The organism is Halobacillus ihumii, assembly GCF_902726645.1.
GTDB lineage: Bacteria > Bacillota > Bacilli > Bacillales > Halobacillaceae > Halobacillus_A > Halobacillus_A ihumii.
On record NZ_CACVAO010000001.1, the window covers coordinates 1206393 to 1225996 of the forward strand.

A 19604-nucleotide genomic window follows, 5' to 3' on the forward strand; every position below is an offset into this window, starting at 1 on the left:
TCCTTCGACCCACTTTATATAGATACCCCTCTCATACCCATTACTTTCTTCTCTTTACCCAGTGAATCCTTTTACTTATTTTGTAATTTTTTGAGATATAAGCAAGGTATTTGAAGAAAAATTGCGAATAGTGTTACTTGGAAGGAATTACAGATTATTTCATTCTCTTTGTTCACAAAAAAGGAGGTATCACGATTAAAAATAAGCAGGCAGAAACTTTTATACATAAGCACTGGCCTTCTATTCTGTGGGCACAAATAGGCATGATCCTTTTGATTACACTGGTCTGTCTGATGAATGTAACCACTCCAACAAATGCTTATTTCAATGATAAGGAAAAGGCATCAGGTACGATTACAGCCGCTGTATGGGAAGTTGAAGAGGAGAAAGCGGTACCAGTTGAGAAAGCTCAGAAAGAAACAACTGATTTAGATAACAAGCAAAAATCCACTGATAAAGATAAAAAACAGAATTCCACTGACAAAGAAGACGAGTCAAAGAATCATGAACAAACAGAGTCAAAAGAGGATACCACGGCAGCCCCGGAGGAGCAGAAATCCCAAGCGGAAAAAGAAACAACAACAAAAGACGATGACACAGAAGAATCTACTGATCATGAACCAGTCAGTGATCGTCAGTCTGAAAATAAGAACCAGGATGAAACGGACGAGGAAAAATTAAACGAGATAAACGATGAAGATAAAAAACAAATGCGCAAAAGCGAGGCGAAAAAATGACATTCCGAGCACTTAAAAAATGGCTAAGCGGCGCAGTAACCACGCTTTTATTTATCCTATTAATTACTATGACGTTTCTTGTGATCTCTTCAAAGGTTTCTGGCAGTGAACCTGGCCTGTTTGGTTATCAATTAAAGACAGTTTTATCAGGTTCGATGGAGCCGACTTTTCAAACTGGATCGATCATTGCCGTTAAACCCGTTAAAAATCCATCTCAATTACAAAAAGGTGACGTGATTACTTTTAAAATTGACAAAGCCACAACCGTCACTCACCGAATCTACGATGTTAAGGGTACAGATAGCCAGCCCGTATTTATTACAAAGGGGGACAACAACGATCATCAGGATTCAAAACCTGTTCTTCCGGAAAATGTCGAAGCTGTTTATACCGGATTTACCGTTCCCTTTGCAGGCTATTTGATTCACTTTGCTCAATCGAAAGCTGGCAGCGCACTTCTAGTAGTCCTGCCGGGAATTCTACTCATCGTCTATTCGGTTATGATGATTTGGAAAGCTTTTAAAGAAATCGATGAGCCGAAGAATAAGGAAAACACATCTACAACTGACGCTTGAAATCCTCATAATGAGGTTCAAAATATTAAAACATTACCTATTCCAAGAATAGGTAGAAAAGGGGTATGTGAAAGTAATGGGTATTAAAAAGAAGCTAGGTTTGGGTCTTGCATCGGCAGCACTTGGATTATCACTAGTAGGAGGCGGAACGTATGCGTACTTTAGCGATCAAGAAGTAACCAACAATACATTCGCAGCTGGAACTCTGGATCTTTCAACAAGTGAAGCAAATATTATTGATTTGGATAGCATGAAGCCAGGCGACACGGTAATTCGAGAGTTCAGCTTAAGCAACATAGGTAACCTTGATATGAGCGAAATTCTCTTGAATACCAAATATAGTGTTACAGACGTTAAAGGAGATAATACAGGTGATTTTGGCGAACAGATTGAATTGAGTTTCCTTATTAATGACACGAAAGATTATACCGTTGTCTATGAAACCACATTAGCAGAACTTTCAGAGGAATCTCTTAACCTGGTAAAAGCCAATGTAATTGATCCAGAAGTTGATGGACATGGAGCTGGATTAGAAGCTGGTGACTCAAACTTATTTGCCGTAAAATTTGAATTCGTTGACAGTGGAGAACCACAAAATCAATACCAGGGTGATTCTATCAATCTTAAATGGATATTTAATGCCAAGCAGCAAACCGACGAATAAGTTTCCTGAAATGATTTAGGTTCCTTATAAGCTAACTCAATAGAATAACGAGTCAGAAAACATCATGATCGTTTTTACATACTTTTGGAAAACCAGCAACATAAACAGGGCAATCTGATTTTTTTCAGTATTGCCCTTTCTTGAAGAGGTAGTTACGTAAGGCTATATTTCCAAAAATAGTTACAAAAAATGTATATGAGGATATAACCTTATATGGTAGAATGAAAATGAGTTTAATATCAAATGGTTGTTCTCTAACAAGGTTTTAACCACACTATAAGATAGACTTCCTTTCTTTGTACTCCAAAAAAGGAAGTCTATTTTTTTTGTCTGTAATAAAATATTGATGAGTTGATTAAATATTCTATTCAAAGTCCCGATAACCGAACGATTCCAGAAAAAGTGGTCACTATAGATCAATTTTGAGACCGATGATAAACAGAATAGAAAGCAATGCAAACAATAGCCACTCGTGATAATAAGCTTTTGACGGCTTATCTTCTCTCCATTCTTCTATACCTCTTAATAAAAAAATGCCCCCGAATAATAAAATCATTAAAACAGGCGATACACTCTGAAATTTAGCCTGCAAAAAGATCCAGAAAATAATAAGCAGGTAGATGATAGATTCCATTGCTATGTATATTTTTTTCCTGCCTTCATCTAATAATCCCTTATGTTTAATCTTGAATCGCTTCTTTACATAAAATTCTCTTATACAAAAGAAGAGGACCATCGCAATGAGGACCAGTAAAATGAAAGGATTGATACGATCACCGCCTAGAAATTAAACTATTTAAAACCAGCAAAACTTCTTACTGTTTATCCCCTATTTGATGGCATCTTCCTAACCTTTTAAATTAAGTTTATTTCTTGATTGCTTACTTCCTGACCATCAAGCTACCCAAGGCTGTCTGGCGCCATACAGTTTAGCACATTTTGGTAATTATCACTATGCAAAAAAGCTCTTTCTTTTATCCTGTTCCCCCCTTATTTTAAAAAATATCTCAATTATAGGAGGTGTATAATGAACTTTTTCAATATCGTTGTTTGACAGCGCTGAGTATAATCATTTGGAAATAAATTTTATGAACTAGGGCAAAGTAAGTGGTATAGATAATTTTCGGAGATTCTTCTAAATATCACGTTAAGGAGAGAGAGATGGAATCTATTTGGATAGAGTACGCATGGACATTATTAATATTAATCGGTCTGGAAGGAATTTTATCTGCTGATAATGCACTCGTTATTGCGGTAATCGCCAAGCATTTACCTGATGAGCAAAAGAAGAGGGCCATCAATTATGGTATTTTAGGGGCGTTTGTTTTTCGCTTTGCTTCGATTTTTCTCATCTCATTTCTGGCAAATGTTTGGCAGGTTCAGGCAATCGGTGCGGTGTATCTAATTTACATTGGGGCCAAGCATGTATATAAGGAGTACTTACGTTCGAATGATGAGCAAAAAGAAGATCGCACTGACAAGAAAAAAGCCGGTTTTTGGCCGACAGTAGCACAAATTGGCCTGGCCGATATTGCCTTTGCGATTGACTCGGTCCTTGCGGCTGTTGCTCTTGCTGTCACATTGCCGCAAACAAACCTGCCTCAATTTGGCGGCTTAGATGGCGGACAATTTGCGATTATCGTTGCCGGTACTGTAGCAGGATTAGTTTTAATAAAATTCGCAGCTGACTGGTTTGTGAAACTTCTCGACAAACGTCCTGGTTTAGAAACCGTAGCTTTCCTTATCGTTGCATGGGTCGGCGTCAAATTGGCAGTGATTACACTTTCCCATGAAAACGTTGGGATATTACCTCATTCATTCCCCCATAGTACGGGCTGGACCATTATTTTCTGGGGTATACTCATTGGTATCGCTGTAATTGGATGGTTTTTATCAGGAAAAGGCTCCTCGGAGAAAGATGCTTAAAGACGGGGACATTTTATGGTTTCAGTCAATGACGTTCCGAACAAACCACAATTTTAGACACAAACATACTTATCCCACTTGATGAAGCATCAAGTGGGATAAGATTTCCTTTATTCATCAAAAGCATTTAAGGCGTTCACACCATGAGCAAGCGCTGAACCCGCTTTTAGTGCAGTGGCAACCATGATCGCTTCGGCAATTTCCTCTTTCCCTGCCCCTTGCTTTTTCGATCCATTTGTATGGATTCCTATGCAGTACGGGCAGCCCGTCGTATGAGCAACCGCAAGAGCAATTAGTTCCTTCTCCATGGCTCCAATTAAACCAGGTTTCATCGCTTGCTTGTCGAAGTCAACAAACGCCTTAAAAGCGTCGCCGTTCAACTCAGAGAATTCTTTCAATCTTTTGAAGTATTCTTTACGGTAAAGTTCCTCTTGACCATTTCCATCATAGGCATTTAGTGCGTTTACCCCATGGGCCATCGCAGACCCGGCCTTCAATGTTGTGGCTACCATAATCGCTTCAGCAACTTCCTCTTTGGAAGCCTCTTGTTTTTTCACATTTTTCACATGAAGGTCAATGCAGTACGGACAGCCGGTCGTGTGGGCAACAGCCACAGCGATTAACTCCTTTACCTTTGCCGAGAGTTTTCCAGCAGCTAAAGCCTTTTTGTCAAAATCTCCAAAGGCGCGAAAGGCATCAGGTGCAAGTTGTTCGAACTCTCCAAGTCGTTTGAAATTTGATTTTTGATACAAGACATCTTGACTCATGATTTCCCCTCCAATAATTTTCTGAAAAGATTTACTTCTTGTTTAAGAATACTATCAACTATTTTACGAGACAAATTAAAGACCTCAGTGTGAGTGAGGCGGTCATCTGATTCCAACTAAAACTATGATGCCTTGAGCAATAAGCCATACAAACTTTTTCATTTCCTCCGCTATCCATTCCTATCTGCTGAATCTTTTCCTGTGAAATTGTGAACGTTTTTTAAAGATGTATTAATAATACTTCTTTTTGAATGAAATATGATTTAGCCTTTTAAGTGAGGGTAATAATAAAAAGGTCATCCTACTTACATGGAAGGAGATTTTTTATGCTAGAGACAAAGACAATCGAAGTTGTCAAATCGACCGCTCCCGTATTGCAGGAGCACAGTCAGGAGATTGGAGAAAGATTTTATGAGTTGTTATTATCGCGTGTCCCTGACTTGTACAACATGTTTAACCAAACAAACCAAAAACGTGGCATCCAGCAAGGTGCGCTGGCGTACGGCGTGTATTTAGCTGGAGCTAACATTGACAATCTTGAAGAAATTCAATCTATGGTGGAGAGAGTGACCGAGAAGCACCGGGCGTTAGGGGTTCACCCTGATCAGTACCCGATCGTCGGGGAAACGTTACTTCAAGCTGTGAAGGATGTGCTTGGAGATGCGGCGACAGACGAGGTCATAGAGGCCTGGGAAGAAGCCTATCAAGCTATTGCAGACATTTTCATTGATATAGAAGACAAACTTTATCAGGAAACGGAAGAACAGCCAGGTGGATGGATCGGAAATCGGTCTTTTTATGTAGACAAAAAAGTGAAAGAAAGCGAAGTCATTACATCATTTTACTTAAAACCTGAAGATGGGACCACGATTCCCCCTTATCAAGCCGGGCAATACCTTACTTTACAAGCCGATATCGAAGGTGAAAAATATTCCCATATGAGACACTATAGCTTGTCAGACGCTCCTAATGAGGAATATTACCGCATCAGTGTCAAACGTGAGGATCCTCAAAACGGTGCACCTGCCGGAATTGTATCGAACTATCTTCATAATCAGGTTTCCGAAGGTGATTCATTAAAGGTCGCCGCACCTGCTGGCGATTTCACGGTTTCGACCGAGAAGAAGCCAATTGTCTTATTGAGCGGCGGTGTCGGAATTACACCGATTATGAGTATGTTTAATACGTTGGTAGAAACAGATCCAGACCGTGAGATCACGTTTATTCATGCAGCCGCGAATAGTGAAGTTCATGCGATGAAGGATCACGTCGAGGCATTAGCGACGGAATATCCGAATGTCACCTCTTTCGTCTGCTACTCCGAACCAACGGAGCAGGACCGTGCTGAAAACCGTTTTGATAAAGAAGGACTGATTGACTTGGATTGGCTGCAAACTGTGCTTTCCAATAGCGAGAAAGACTTTTACTTTTGCGGCCCTCTTCCCTTTCTAAAAGCGATAAATCAGGCGCTTAAGGATTGGGGAGTTCCAGAAGAATACCGCACCTTTGAATTATTCAGCCCAATGAGCACGCTTGAGGAAAAATAAATTTTTCACCAAACATAAATGGCCATTAGGAGAGGAGAATATTCAAATGGAAACAAAAGAAGATCCAAGGGCACTCCGCTTAGAAAAAATGTTGCAGGATGCGCTCAATCCGATTACAACAAAATTGGAGCACCTCGAACAAGAAGTTGAATCGATGCGCAGAGAACAAAAAGAACTTAAGAAGATGTTAGAAGAAAAATAATTGTCGGACGTTGTGAGCGTCAAACCCGGACAAGGAGAGCCCCTCCTAGTTCGGGTTTTTTACGTTAGGTCAGAATCTTCTCATCGTTTCGGCCGGTTCTCAGGCGTTAAGTCGAATCTTCTCTTGTCAGGGCCGAATCTTACCGCGTTAGGGTCGAATCCTCCCGCGTTAGTAAAGTTAGTATAAAAAGTGGACACACGTATTGAGCCATGTTTTAATCATTACAACCCTTTAAAGGACGTGTTCACATTGACCAAAAAGTACAAAAGTTATGATCCCGAGTTTAAGCTTTATGTTTTGAAGTTAATCGAATTGGACGGCCACAAAATGAAGGATATTAGTCAGAAACTCGATATTCCCTACGGCAACCTTAAAAGATGGATGAGAGAATATCGTGATCAAAAAAAGAAGGAAGAAAAAGAAGCGCAGAATCAACTGTTGACCGCCTCTGAATACAAAGAAATGTATGAAAAAGAGAAAAAAAGTAACGTAGAACTTCAGGAGGAAGTCGACATTTTAAAAAAGGCCATGCACATCTTCAATCAGGAAAAGAAGTGAGGTTCAAGTTCATTCATGAACACCGACACGAACACACCATTTCGAGGATGTGCCAAGTTCTTGGTGTGTCTAAATCTGGTTATTATGATTATTTGAATCGTCTGGACAGAGAAGAAACGGAAAGAGAGGCTTGGAACCGTTATATCGATGAACGGATCCTCTTCCATTATCATGATAATTATGGGTGTTACGGCAGCCCTCGCATTCACTTTATGCTTCGAGAAGTGGATCAGATTGAGGTTTCTCAAAAGAAAGTGACGAATCGAATGAGGGAACTGGACCTTTATGCCACACCACCTAAGAAGTTCATCCATACAACAGACTCTGATCACGATAAAACCATTCACTCCAACCATTTAAACCGTGACTTTCTTCCAGAGGGTCCAGACCAGGTTTGGGCTACCGATATTACTTATATTCATACAGGAGAAGGTTTTTTATATCTGAACCCTGTCATCGATTTATCTTCCCGTCGAGTGATTAGCTACCAAGTAGATGACCATATGAATCATACCCTGTGTTTGAAAGCTTTGGAAAAGGCTTTGGCCATTCGCAACCCTAAGTCGGGTTGGATTCACCATTCAGATCGTGGCTCTCAATACTGTTCCAAGGCCTATTTAGATACGCTTAAGGAGGCAGAAGCGACCATAAGTATGAGTCGGAAGGGAAACCCCTACGACAATGCGTGTGCAGAGAGTTTCTTCGCCTCTCTGAAAAAAGAATACCTATATAAACATGTCTATGAGACAAAAGCAGAAGCCAAACTAGCCATTCAGTTTTACATCAAGTTTTATAACCAAAAACGAATCCATTCTACATTAGGCTATTTAACACCATTAGAAAAAGAAAAGAGCTATAAAATGGACCATGATAAAAAGCTCAAAAAGAACCAAATGTCCTCTGCCTAAAGGAATGAATTGGTTTTTGATTCTTTCCTTTAGGCGGAGGCGTCCAAGCGTCTCGAAAGAGGACGCGCGGAAGAAACAGAATGGTCCAAATACCGGTCCATGAATGTCCACTATATTGACAGATCTCCATTAGGGCAGAATCCTCGAGCCTTAGGGGCGAACCTCGATGCGTAAAGTTACAACCCTCATGCTTTAGGGGCGAACCTCGATGCGTAAAGTCACAATCCTCATGCGTTAGGGTCGAATCTCGGTGCGTTAATAATAGATCCAAAAAGACACACCTAGATCCTCTCCTGTAAAACACCATCATAGTTTCATAAAAAAGATTGTAACGAATCAAAATTAATGATAATATACTATTCAACTAAACAGTATGACATATTAAAACACAAACCCCAAATTAGTATGTCACTTTACTTTATCCAGGCAAATTTTTTAAATTAAGTAGCCTTCGTTTACTTTAAATGGTACATACAAGGTGCTTATCTAGCAGACTAGCAAACCACCACATACTACCAAGAACAGCTTAACTAAGTGAATAACACAAAACTCTAAAAGAATGGGAAGGTCGGATGTGAAAAATAAAGAAATCGTCTATGTCGTTTCTGATTCCGTTGGGGAAACGGCCGAGTTGATGGTAAAGGCTGTTTCAAGTCAATTTAAGAGAGATGTTCAGATCCATCACATTTCCTATGTGGAGGATACACAGGACCTGAATAATGTCATTGCTGTCGCAAAATATAGCCATGCCATCATTGCCTACACGATCGTCATTCCAGCATTAAAGCAATACCTTGATCAGAGAACACGTGAGGAAGGGATAATTGCGGTAGATTTAATGAACCCATTAATGCAGGCATTTATGCAAAAGTTTGAGGCGACTCCCGAACGGCAGCCAGGGCTAATGAGAAAGTTGGATGATAACTATTTTCGAAGAGTTGAAGCCATTGAGTTTGCGGTCAAGTATGATGATGGCCAGGACATACGGGGGATTAAGCGGGCAGACATTGTCTTAATTGGAGTATCTAGGACATCCAAGACTCCCCTCTCGATGTATTTGGCTCATAAAAAGTTCAAGGTGGCCAATGTACCGCTAGTACCGGAAATTCCGCCTCCTGATGAACTTTTTGATATCCCCAAAAACAACTGTATTGGCTTAGTGATCACGCCAGATAAGTTGAATGAAATTCGTGAGGAACGATTAAAACATTTAGGATTAACAACCCAGGCAAACTATGCAAACTTAGAACGGATTCTTGAAGAGCTGGATTATTCAGAGAAAATTATGAAACGGATAGGCTGTCCGATCATTAACGTCTCCAATAAAGCAGTAGAGGAAACAGCCGATTTAATATTAGCGATGCTAAAAAAGAGGGGAGTTATGAATTATGAGTAAATTTGTCTATATGTTTGATCAAGGAGGAAGCGACAAAAAGGAGCTGCTAGGCGGCAAGGGTGCCAATTTAGCCGAAATGACCCGAATTGGCTTACCCGTTCCTTTTGGGTTTACCCTTACTACCGAGGCTTGCAATTCGTACTACGATGCAGGGGAATCTATTCCCGCTGAAATCGAAATTCAAATACTGGAATCACTCCAAACTCTTGAAGAACAAACAGGGAAAAAACTCGGGGACCCATCTGATCCCCTGCTCGTTTCCGTTCGTTCCGGTGCCGTACATTCCATGCCGGGAATGATGGATACTGTTTTAAATTTAGGCATGAACGACGAAACGGTAAAAGGTGTCGCACACCTTACAGACAATGCTCGTTTTGCTTATGATTCTTACCGCCGTTTCATTCAAATGTTCAGCGATGTTGTCCTTGATGTCGATAACTTTTATTTTGAACAATTATTAGAAGAATATAGGGAAGAAAAAGGCTATGCCTCAGATCCGGAAATGTCGGCAGAAGATTGGCAGGAAGTCATTCAAGGATACAAGGATATTGTCAAAAAACACACGAAGCGAAAATTCCCGGAGAACCCAAGGGAGCAATTATTCCTTTCCATTCGAGCTGTTTTTGATTCCTGGAATAATCAGCGTGCTGTTGTGTACCGCCGTCTGCAAAAAATTCCTGGCCACCTTGGAACTGCTGTAAATATCCAAAGCATGGTGTTCGGAAATATGGGCAACGATTCCGGAACAGGGGTTGCTTTTACCCGTAACCCGTCTACGGGTGAAGCAAAACTTTATGGTGAATACTTAATCAACGCGCAAGGTGAAGATGTAGTGGCCGGCATTCGCACACCTCAGCCGATCGCGACCCTTCAGGATGAAATGCCAGACGTCTACCAGCAGTTTGTAGAGACTTGTAACCTGCTTGAAGCACACTATCAAGACATGCAGGACATTGAGTTCACAGTCGAACGCGGCCAGCTGTTTATCCTTCAAACACGAACAGGGAAACGAACGGCGCAGGCAGCGATTACGATTGCCGTTGAATTAGCGGAAGAAAATATTATTAGTAAAACTGAAACGCTGCTGCGTGTTGACCCTGATCAGCTTAGTCAGCTGCTTCATCATCGAATTGATGATGCTTATGAACGGAAACAGCTAGCCAAAGGCCTCCCAGCTTCTCCTGGAGCCGCAACAGGTCAAGTTGTGTTCGATGCAGATGAAGCGGAACAGTTAGCGAATGATGGCAAAAAAGTAATTCTCGTCCGTCCCGAAACGACTCCTGATGATATTCATGGGATTGTTGCCTCTCAAGCCACGATCACAAGCCGCGGCGGAATGACGAGCCATGCTGCTGTTGTAGCCAGGGGTATGGGTAAAGCCTGCATATGTGGCTGTGAAGCTTTATCAATTGATTTAAAAGGAAAGCAGTTTAAAGTAGGCGATACGATCGTAAACCAGGGGGATCAGATTACCATTGATGGTTCAACCGGCGATATCATGTTAGGTGAAATTCCGATGATTGAACCACAGCTGTCTGCAGACTTTCAGCAGTTGCTTGAGTGGGCAGATGAAGAGCGAAAGCTTGGGGTCAGGGCTAATGCCGATAACCCAGCCGATGCTGCCAAAGCCCTTGAATTCGGGGCAGGTGGAATCGGGTTATGCCGGACAGAACATATGTTTATGGATGCCCGCCGCATTCCTATCGTTCAAGAGATGATTCTGGCTGAAACCTACTCAGAGCGGGAAAAAGCTCTGGCCAAACTATTACCGATGCAGCAGGAGGATTTTGAAGGAATCTTTGAAACGATGCAGGGCCATCCGATCACGATTCGTTTACTGGATCCCCCTCTTCACGAGTTTTTACCTGATAAAGAAGAACTGATTGTTGACGTAACCAAGCTGCAAATCACAGATCCAGACTCTAAGGAATTAAAAGATAAGGAAGAGCTGTTAAGAAAAGTCCGTCTGTTAGATGAATCGAATCCAATGCTCGGCCACCGTGGCTGCCGATTAGGAATGATTTATCCTGAGATATACGCTATGCAGGCAAGAGCCATCTTTTATGCCATTTCCAAAGTGACGGAAAAAGGAATACACGTTAATCCGGAAATCATGATTCCTCTAGTCGGCCACGTTAACGAGTTGAAAGAAATGCGTCAGCTGGTGATTAATACAGGTGAGCGTATTCAAGAGGAAACAGGAGCGCACTACGATTATCTCGTAGGTACGATGATCGAAGTTCCGCGAGCCGCCCTCACCGCAGACCAAATTGCACAAGAGGCAGACTTTTTCTCCTTTGGTACCAATGATTTAACGCAAACGACGTTCGGATATAGTCGTGATGATGCAGAGGGTAAATTCTTGCAAACCTATATGGAACACAAAGTGCTGCCGGAAAATCCGTTCGCCTCTCTCGATCAGGATGGGGTTGGAAAACTGGTAGAGACAGGTGTAAAACTCGGAAGAAACACAAAACCGGGATTAAAAACAGGCATTTGCGGAGAACACGGCGGGGAAAAAGATTCGATCCAGTTCTGCCATGAAACAGGTCTGAATTACGTAAGCTGTTCCCCCTACAGGATCCCGCTTGCACGTCTTGCAGCAGCTCAAGCCACAATTAAACAAGAACAGAAGCAGGCCGTTAAGGAACTTATATAAAAGGATGGTTTACTAGACGAAAAGATAAAATAGAGTACTACAAGCAAACCAGGCAAACCGTTAAGAAGAGAAATTCACTCCCCTTTTTCAACCTTAAAACAAATCCTAAAAGAAGGAATCCCGTACCACTTGAAATAGTGATACGGGATTCCTTGTCTATTTAATCATCAAAAACTTCCTATTTATTTAATAGAATTTTTCTCCGAAGGTAATGTATTGCCGTCAGATGTAATACTTATAATATATATCACTAAACAATGTATTCTTTGCACATATTCCGGAAACAATGAAACTATCAATTACAGTTTACAAAGGAGATGTGGATAAAATGAAGACGGTAGATTACACATTAGCTGATACCGGTTTATCGCTAAGTCAAGAAGAGCGGGAAAATCTCCTTCCGGAAGAAGAGTATTGGGTTCTAAATGGAAAGTTTGTCCAGGCCCTTCGCAATGTAGATGCTTTATTTCAATCACAACACAGAGACCCTCAAGAACTGTACCGTCCTTTTACAAAATCCTAATTTTCTAATCTACCACTTTGAAGAGACCTTATCCAATAATGGAGCTATTCTTGGATGAGGGCTTCATGTGAAGGTGGCCGCCACGAAGCTGATGAGCTGCTTAGTCGGCAGCTCCCTTCACAAGGTGTTTCCGCGGTGATTCTTAAGTAACGTGATGGAATTCTTAAATAACTAAGATTATTCTTAAATAACCAACTAGGATTCACAAATATCTGATGTCAGCTTCTGCACAAACCATAGTTTCATAGTTCAAAAGAGAATCTCTACCCTTTATAATGAGTAGTTAGAACAGAAAGACAAAAGGAGAGATTCAATGAATACATACCAGCCTGACATTCTTGTGTTTCACCCCGAACAGTCGGAAGAATATGCTGCCTGTATCCGCGATTACGGGTTCACTTCCGTACGGATAGCCTCAACTCTGGAAGAGGCGGAAAACCAATTACCTGGTACTGAAGTTATTCTGGGCTGGAATTTTCCTACCCCATTATTAACTAAACCTGGTGCTTCCTCCGTCCGCTGGTTTCAGTCGATCGGAGCAGGAGTTGACGATTTAATCGCTGATTCATCAATTCCTGAGAGCATCACACTCACCCGAATTGTCGATCAGTTTGGTGCTTATATTTCTGAGTATGTCTTTACGTTTCTTTTGCACCTATTAAAAGATGTGCCTCGCATAACCCAAGCACAAATAGACCGCCGCTGGGATCCTTTCACCTCTGAATCTTTAGCCGAGAAAACAATTGGGGTGGCCGGGATCGGATCAATCGGAGCCGAAGTTGTCCGCAAAGCTAGAGCGTTTGATATGAATGTACATGGGTTAAGTTTCAGTGGAAAACAAGCTCATCTAGTGAACCGCCATTTTACACCGGATGAATGGGGAGATTTTGTAAAAGAGCTTGATTATTTAGTCTTGACGCTCCCTCTTACAAGTTCAACTCACCATATCGTTAACCGTGACGTTCTTTCAGCCATGAAACCAAATGCCTGCCTTGTCAACGTCGGTCGGGGTGAATTAATCGATGAAGAAGAGTTACAAACCGTGATGCGCTCAGGGCATCTACAGGCCGCCGTCCTGGATGTTTTTGAAAAAGAACCGTTACCAGCAGACCATCCCTTCTTCTCGATACCAAATGTGTATGTGACTCCTCATCTATCAGGACCAAGCACCACAGAGGGAGTCAGTCGTTTTTTTGCAGAGAATGTAAAACGATATGTAAATGGACAGTCTTTACATGGAGTAGTGGATCGGCAACGCGGATATTGACTCGAAGTTTCAGGCGAGAAGGCTCCCGCCCTCAAGGAATGCGAAGCGTGTAGTCCCGACAAGTGGTGGGAGGTGAATCGCCTTTTTTAGCGAATAAACATACATACCCGTCATAGAATACCTTAATTTCTAAAGCCTTCTAGCCTTGTGAAGAATTGCTGAAGAAATTGATAAAACCTTTGTTCAGTAGGAAGTAACTGACGTTCGCTTGAACTGATTACCCCAACCGTCCGGGTCATTTTCGGTTCATGCAATTCAATTTTGACTGTGTCTCTAGGTAAATTGTCAACCAAAGTTATTTCAGGAATAAGAGTTATGCCAAGTCCAGCAGACACTAACCCTTTAATCGCATCAATATCTTCCCCTTCGAAAGAAACATTTGGCTTAAAGCCATGTTTTATACACGCTTCAAATGTAATGTCACGTAATATGAATCCTTCAGGAAACATAACAAAAGCCTCTCCCTTCAAATCACTAATGTCAATGGCTGATTCGCCAGCGAGTGGATGGTCAACCGGCAATAAGGCAACTATATTTTCTGAAAAAAGAATATCACCTTGAATTTTTTCTTTTTTACTAGGAACAGGAGCCAGTAAAGCCATGTTTACATCGCCCTTCACAACCTTGTCTATGAGCTGGTGATAGGAGCCTTGACTTAAATTGAATTTAACCTCCGGGTAACTCCTCCGGAAAGCGGATATAGCCATTGGCATAGTAAACGCGGCCATACTGCTCGGAAAGCCAATATGTACCGTACCTTTTGCCGGCTCCAAGTACTCCATTACTTCTCTACGGGCGTTTTCGATGACCATTGTGGCATTTTTCATATGTTCATAAAATATTCTTCCGACCTGGGTCAGGCGTACACTCCTCCCCTCACGAATAAAAAGATCTACTTCTAGTTCGGACTCCAAATTGAAAATCTGCCTGCTTACCGCAGATTGTGCAATATCTAAATGGAGTGCAGCTTCTGTCACATGCTCACGTTCCGCTACTTCCATAAAATATTTGATTTGTTTTAATTCCAACCCAAATCCTCCTTTTGCTGATTGATCTAATTATAGCATCAATTTCATCTTTTTATTATATTGATTAGATTAGTTATAAACTGTAAAATATTTTGGTAACTGTAGAAATTATTTAATTTATCTATATATTCAAAAAATAGATTGAATCGAAAGGAGTCCTCCCTTTATGGCTATTCAAGGAGAACTTAAAAATCCTGAGACACAAGTGGCGGAAAAATACGTAGAAAAAGTACTGGAAAAGGTTAAGCAGCGCAGCCCGCATGAACCGGAATTTCATCAAGCAGCGGAAGAAGCGCTCCACTCATTAGTTCCAGTTTTAGCTAAGAAACCCGAATATATGGAACACGGCATCCTCGAAAGATTAGTTGAACCCGAACGAGTAATCAGCTTTCAGGTACCATGGACAGATGATCACGGAAAAGTACAAGTGAACCGCGGATTCCGCGTTCAATTCAATAGCGCCATCGGTCCTTATAAAGGGGGAATTCGTTTTCATCCGTCTGTTAATTCCAGTATTGTAAAATTCCTTGGCTTCGAACAAATTTTCAAAAACTCCTTGACCGGGCAGCCCATCGGTGGAGGAAAAGGCGGATCTGACTTCGACCCTAAAGGAAAATCAGATCAGGAAATCATGCGTTTTGTCCAAAGCTTTATGACGGAACTATCTAAACATATTGGTCCGGACATTGATGTTCCTGCCGGGGATATCGGTGTTGGCCCACGTGAAATTGGCTATATGTTTGGCCAATACAAAAAGCTTCGCGGTGCTTATGAAGCAGGTGTGTTAACCGGTAAGGGGCCAGGCTATGGAGGAAGTTTAGCACGTACTGAAGCGACAGGATATGGAACGGTCTATTTTGTAGAAGAAATGCTTAAAACGAAAGCGTTAAGTTTTGCCGGAAAAACAGTAGTCGTCTCCGGGTCTGGTAATGTTTCAATCTTTGCCATGGAAAAAGCCCAACAGCTTGGCGCCAAAGTAGTCGCATGCAGTGACTCTGGCGGATACATCTACGATGAAAATGGTCTTAACCTGGAAACTGTGAAACGACTGAAAATCGATCGCAATGAACGAATTAAACAATATATTGATGAGCATCCAAACGCCTATTACTTTGATAACTGTCATAATATTTGGTCTATCCCTTGCGACATTGCTCTGCCCTGTGCAACTCAAAATGAGATTGATGCTAAAGCAGCAGCTGTTCTTGTTTCAAACGGGGTAACTGCTGTCGGTGAAGGGGCAAATATGCCTTCTACTCTTGATGCGATTGAAGTTTTTCGTAACAATGACGTGCTGTTCGCACCGGCAAAAGCAGCAAATGCCGGCGGGGTAGCTGTATCAGCCCTCGAAATGGCTCAAAATAGTGCACGCCTCTCCTGGTCTTTTGAAGAAGTGGATGCACGCTTGTACGAAATAATGGTTAACATTCATGAAAACAGTGTGAAAGCAGCAGAAGAGTACGGGCATCAAGGGAACCTTGTAATAGGTGCTAATATCGCTGGGTTCATTAGAGTAGCAGATGCTATGGTCATGCAAGGAGTATAAAAAATATTACAAATTGAATAAGCAGCAGGAAATGGTGCGACTTGGTTTCCGAAAGATTGCGTGCCATCCCTTCCATTGACGTGGGTTCATTGATTAGAAGCCCGCGTCATTTTAATTTTCACCAAAAGTGCAGATAAAATATTGTGTCTAGTTTCTATGCGTAATATTCATACACTTTGTCGTATTGATGATTCAGTATAAACCGGTACACTTAAGGTGTATCCATATGCTGGGTCATTTACTATTACAAAGGAGTGGTATGGATGACAAGGAAAGAACAGTTAGCAAATGTGGGCACTCGATCTGTATGGGCTGGTGAAAAGAAATACCTGGTTCATGGTGCCACACAAGTTCCTGTTGTTCATAGTGTATCTTTTGGCTACGACGATATGGACCATTGGTTTCAAGTCGCGACCGGCAAAGAAGAGGGCCATATTTATGGCAGGAATACCAATCCGACAGTTCAAGCATTTGAGGATAAAGTTAAAGATCTGGAAGATGCCAAAGCAGTTACAAGTTTTTCAACTGGAATGGCAGCGATCAGCAATGCACTGGCGGCGGTATTAGTTCCCGGGGACCGGATCGTTTCCATCAAAGACACGTATGGCGGGACGAACAAAATCTTTTCTGAATTTTTACCGAAACTCAATATGGATGTCACGTTATGTGAGACGGGAAATCATGAAGCAATGGAGGCCGAGGTAAGGAAAGGCTGTAAACTTCTTTATTTAGAGACCCCTACGAATCCAACAGTTAAAATCACAGATATCGAACGAATGGTAAAGGTCGCCCATGAGGTAGGTGCACTTGTGTTTGTCGACAATACCTTCGCCACACCTATACTACAAAATCCGCTTGAATTTGGAGTTGATCTTGTACTTCATAGTGCAACGAAGTTCTTAGGCGGCCATGCAGATGCTCTTGGAGGAGTGGTCTGTAGTAATGACGAAGATTTAGTGGAGAGAATTTATCACTATCGTGAAATCAACGGTGCAAGCCTTGATCCGATGGCAGCCTATTTACTTCTTAGAGGCATGAAAACACTCCATTTACGAATTAAGCAACAGTGTGAAAGCGCAGAGAAAATTGCCCATTTCTTACAACAACACGAAAAAATTGAGGCCGTATTCTACCCTGGATTAGAAACACACTCAAATCATGAAATTGCCAAAAAACAAATGCGAGGATTCGGCGGGATGCTAAGCTTTGCTGTCAAAGGTGAGTTAGATGCGGTTCGTCAATTTTTACCACGTTTAACCTATGCCAATAAGGCTGCAAACCTCGGTGCGGTTGAAACAACTGTTGGTCCTGCTCGAACAACAAGTCATATAGAAAATACACCTGAAGAACGCGCAGCCCTTGGGATACCGGAAGGCCTTGTCCGTTACTCGGTCGGAATTGAGGATGTGGATGATCTAATTCATGACTTAGAGCAAGCATTAAGTTATATCAACTTGCCAGAAAAAATGAAGTAAAACGATCGAGCAGAGGGATTTACTCCCTCTGCTTCCAAAGTTCCATTGGATTTTCCTGCCCTTCAAAATAAATACTGTATTATTACCATATATAAATTTGAAAGTTATAACAACCTAATAGTAACTTTTCCATGGAGGTACCTTAGCTTCAGTTATGCAGCAACTCACGAAGTTTTATCGTCATTTCATCGAGCGCTTGTTTCGCCCCGTCTACAGTCCCGACCATATTAATAAAACTGTGAACCAAATCATCGTAATGCAATAGCTCTACATTCACCCCTGCCTTTTTCAAACGTTCTCCGTAAGCGAACCCTTCCTCTCTTAGAGGATCATATTCAGCAGTTACCAGTAACGTTTCTGGCAAAGATTCCGCACAAGTCACCTTAAGAGGGGAAACGAATACATCGGAGCCTTCAGAAGAATCGTTCAAGTAGTGACCCCAAAACCATCTCATCTTCTCATTGGTCAGATTGAACTTGTAGTTCGCCTGATATGACAGCGTGTCAAAGTTGTAATCCAATACCGGGGTAATCAGAAATTGATGGGACAGCTGAAAGTGTTCATCACCTTTTAAAAAGATGACCGCTGCAGCTGCGAGGTTTCCACCAGAGCTTTCACCTCCAACCGCAATCCGTCTTGCGTCGCCATTCAACTTGTTCACATGGCTAAACGCCCATTTCACGGATTCGATCGCATCATGAAAGGCGGACGGGTATTTATGTTCAGGGGCTAAGCGATAACTAACCGAGACAACGACGATGTCAGCTTTACTTGAAAAGTAGCGACATACATTATCCGCACTATCCAAGTCTCCAAACACCCAACCTCCTCCATGAAAGTAAACGAGAACCGGAAAAGGACCTTCCCCTGGAGGTGTGTAAATCCGCGCTGGTAAATCGTGTCCCTTTGCAGAAACGATGGAAGTATGTTCTACCGTTACACCATCGACCGGAATCGATATGAAATAACTTCTGGCGGCTTGATAGAACTCCCTTGATTGTTCTGGTGTCAGCACATCCAGGGGTGGATGCTTCAGTTCAATCATTTTTTCACTGATGGTCTTCAGCAACTGAGTTACTTGCGGATTGACTGCTGTTTTAACCCCCATCAGACCAGTTCACTCCCAGGTACAGCAGTCTTGTTTGTCATCTCAACTCGTATGCCATGTTCTTTCAATTTTTCCTCAACAGGTAGTCTCCCCCCAACGATTAAGGAGGCTTTCTTTTGCGGCAAATCGATCCGATCTATCACTCTTCCACCTAACTTTTTCAAAATAGGTATGACGATTCGATTGCGGATATCCGGTTCCCCGATAATTCTGTCCGCCCCATATTGATCAAACAAGAAGATAATCATCGCCCTGATGATAGAAAGTCCGTCTTCCTTATTTAAAAATGAACGTGGCCCGACTAGCAGGTGCATGCCTAAGTCACCTTTTTGATAGTCGTAATAGTTTCGAATTGGATCCTCCTTGACGGAGTAAGCAATCAGATAGCACACAGGGGTGCCGTTGAACGTGCCAATGTAAACATCCTTATGTTCCGCTTCAATTGATTTATGTAACCATTCTTTGAACTCGGCCATTGGCAGATTTAGTTTCCAAAACGGTGCAATGTGTTTCTGGTGCATCCATTCATAAAGCATCTCCAGGTCTTTTTCATAGTCAACTGGGCGGAATATAAATTTTTCTACCTTCTTTCCATCTATAACAGAAAATTCCGTTTCACTTTTCATGTTGAGCATGACTTTCCTCTCCCTTAACTCAATATGTTGATAATGATTATCACTATCAACTATAAATGATTTAGGAGATAAAGCCAACCTTT

General features: G+C 41.8%; 19 protein-coding genes. 14 read left to right on the top strand and 5 right to left on the bottom strand.

Annotated features, from left to right (window positions below):
• The first annotated feature begins 137 nt into the window (after window positions 1-137).
• The 3 genes from G6R08_RS06095 to G6R08_RS06105 all read left to right on the top strand — a co-directional run bounded on the left by G6R08_RS06095 (window position 138) and on the right by G6R08_RS06105 (window position 1976).
• The gene (locus G6R08_RS06095) at window positions 138-737 is read left to right on the top strand and encodes a SipW-dependent-type signal peptide-containing protein (RefSeq protein WP_163527166.1); all 600 of its coding nucleotides are present in this window, start codon (window positions 138-140) and stop codon (window positions 735-737) included.
• The gene (sipW, locus tag G6R08_RS06100) at window positions 734-1312 is read left to right on the top strand and encodes a signal peptidase I SipW (protein ID WP_163527167.1); all 579 of its coding nucleotides are present in this window, start codon (window positions 734-736) and stop codon (window positions 1310-1312) included. The genes G6R08_RS06095 and sipW overlap by 4 nt, the downstream gene beginning before the upstream one ends.
• A 76-nt stretch (window positions 1313-1388) precedes the next feature.
• The gene (locus G6R08_RS06105; RefSeq protein ID WP_163527168.1) at window positions 1389-1976 is read left to right on the top strand and encodes a TasA family protein; all 588 of its coding nucleotides are present in this window, start codon (window positions 1389-1391) and stop codon (window positions 1974-1976) included.
• A gap of 409 nt (window positions 1977-2385) precedes the next feature.
• On the opposite strand, the gene G6R08_RS22425 is transcribed toward G6R08_RS06105, so the two are convergent.
• Complete coding sequence (locus tag G6R08_RS22425; protein ID WP_163527169.1) at window positions 2386-2712, bottom strand: DUF4181 domain-containing protein; 327 nt, start codon at window positions 2710-2712, stop codon at window positions 2386-2388.
• Window positions 2713-3137: 425 nt separating this feature from the next.
• Between G6R08_RS22425 and G6R08_RS06115 the strand changes: the two genes are divergently transcribed.
• Entirely contained in the window at window positions 3138-3902 is a 765-nt protein-coding gene (locus tag G6R08_RS06115; protein WP_163527170.1) for a TerC family protein, read from the top strand.
• Between the two features lie 110 nt (window positions 3903-4012).
• Here G6R08_RS06115 and G6R08_RS06120 read toward each other — a convergent pair whose 3' ends face one another.
• The gene (locus G6R08_RS06120; RefSeq protein WP_163527171.1) at window positions 4013-4669 is read right to left on the bottom strand and encodes a carboxymuconolactone decarboxylase family protein; all 657 of its coding nucleotides are present in this window, start codon (window positions 4667-4669) and stop codon (window positions 4013-4015) included.
• A 326-nt stretch (window positions 4670-4995) separates the two neighbouring features.
• Between G6R08_RS06120 and hmpA the strand changes: the two genes are divergently transcribed.
• The 8 genes from hmpA (at window position 4996) to G6R08_RS06160 (ending at window position 13729) form a co-directional block, all read left to right on the top strand.
• A complete protein-coding gene (gene hmpA / locus G6R08_RS06125) occupies window positions 4996-6216 on the top strand; it encodes an NO-inducible flavohemoprotein (protein WP_163527172.1) in 1221 nt (406 codons plus the stop codon).
• Between the two features lie 46 nt (window positions 6217-6262).
• Window positions 6263-6418 carry a hypothetical protein gene (locus G6R08_RS06130; RefSeq protein WP_163527173.1) on the top strand — a complete coding sequence of 52 codons (156 nt, stop codon included), beginning with the start codon at window positions 6263-6265 and terminating at the stop codon, window positions 6416-6418.
• Between the two features lie 249 nt (window positions 6419-6667).
• Complete coding sequence (locus G6R08_RS06135; protein WP_163527174.1) at window positions 6668-6976, top strand: transposase; 309 nt, start codon at window positions 6668-6670, stop codon at window positions 6974-6976.
• Window positions 6973-7884: an IS3 family transposase gene (locus G6R08_RS06140; RefSeq protein WP_163527175.1), complete on the top strand. Its 912-nt coding sequence runs from the start codon at window positions 6973-6975 to the stop codon at window positions 7882-7884. The genes G6R08_RS06135 and G6R08_RS06140 overlap by 4 nt, the downstream gene beginning before the upstream one ends.
• 574 nt (window positions 7885-8458) lie before the next feature.
• The gene (locus G6R08_RS06145; protein ID WP_163527176.1) at window positions 8459-9280 is read left to right on the top strand and encodes a pyruvate, water dikinase regulatory protein; all 822 of its coding nucleotides are present in this window, start codon (window positions 8459-8461) and stop codon (window positions 9278-9280) included.
• Window positions 9273-11939, top strand: coding sequence for a pyruvate, phosphate dikinase (ppdK, locus tag G6R08_RS06150; protein WP_163527177.1), 2667 nt, complete (start codon window positions 9273-9275; stop codon window positions 11937-11939). The genes G6R08_RS06145 and ppdK overlap by 8 nt, the downstream gene beginning before the upstream one ends.
• 328 nt (window positions 11940-12267) lie before the next feature.
• Window positions 12268-12462: a hypothetical protein gene (locus tag G6R08_RS06155; RefSeq protein ID WP_163527178.1), complete on the top strand. Its 195-nt coding sequence runs from the start codon at window positions 12268-12270 to the stop codon at window positions 12460-12462.
• A 313-nt stretch (window positions 12463-12775) separates the two neighbouring features.
• The gene (locus tag G6R08_RS06160; protein ID WP_163527179.1) at window positions 12776-13729 is read left to right on the top strand and encodes a D-2-hydroxyacid dehydrogenase; all 954 of its coding nucleotides are present in this window, start codon (window positions 12776-12778) and stop codon (window positions 13727-13729) included.
• A 122-nt stretch (window positions 13730-13851) separates the two neighbouring features.
• Here G6R08_RS06160 and gltC read toward each other — a convergent pair whose 3' ends face one another.
• Entirely contained in the window at window positions 13852-14757 is a 906-nt protein-coding gene (gene gltC / locus G6R08_RS06165; RefSeq protein ID WP_163527180.1) for a glutamate biosynthesis transcriptional regulator GltC, read from the bottom strand.
• Window positions 14758-14923: 166 nt separating this feature from the next.
• Between gltC and gdhA the strand changes: the two genes are divergently transcribed.
• Window positions 14924-16303 (top strand): NADP-specific glutamate dehydrogenase, encoded by a 1380-nt coding sequence (gene gdhA, locus G6R08_RS06170; protein ID WP_163527181.1) that lies wholly within the window; start codon window positions 14924-14926, stop codon window positions 16301-16303.
• A 263-nt stretch (window positions 16304-16566) separates the two neighbouring features.
• A complete protein-coding gene (locus tag G6R08_RS06175) occupies window positions 16567-17778 on the top strand; it encodes a cystathionine gamma-synthase family protein (protein WP_163527182.1) in 1212 nt (403 codons plus the stop codon).
• A 148-nt stretch (window positions 17779-17926) separates the two neighbouring features.
• Here G6R08_RS06175 and G6R08_RS06180 read toward each other — a convergent pair whose 3' ends face one another.
• The gene (locus G6R08_RS06180) at window positions 17927-18886 is read right to left on the bottom strand and encodes an alpha/beta hydrolase (RefSeq protein ID WP_163527183.1); all 960 of its coding nucleotides are present in this window, start codon (window positions 18884-18886) and stop codon (window positions 17927-17929) included.
• Window positions 18886-19521, bottom strand: coding sequence for a GNAT family N-acetyltransferase (locus tag G6R08_RS06185; RefSeq protein WP_240339654.1), 636 nt, complete (start codon window positions 19519-19521; stop codon window positions 18886-18888). The genes G6R08_RS06180 and G6R08_RS06185 overlap by 1 nt, the downstream gene beginning before the upstream one ends.
• Window positions 19522-19604: the final 83 nt, after the last annotated feature.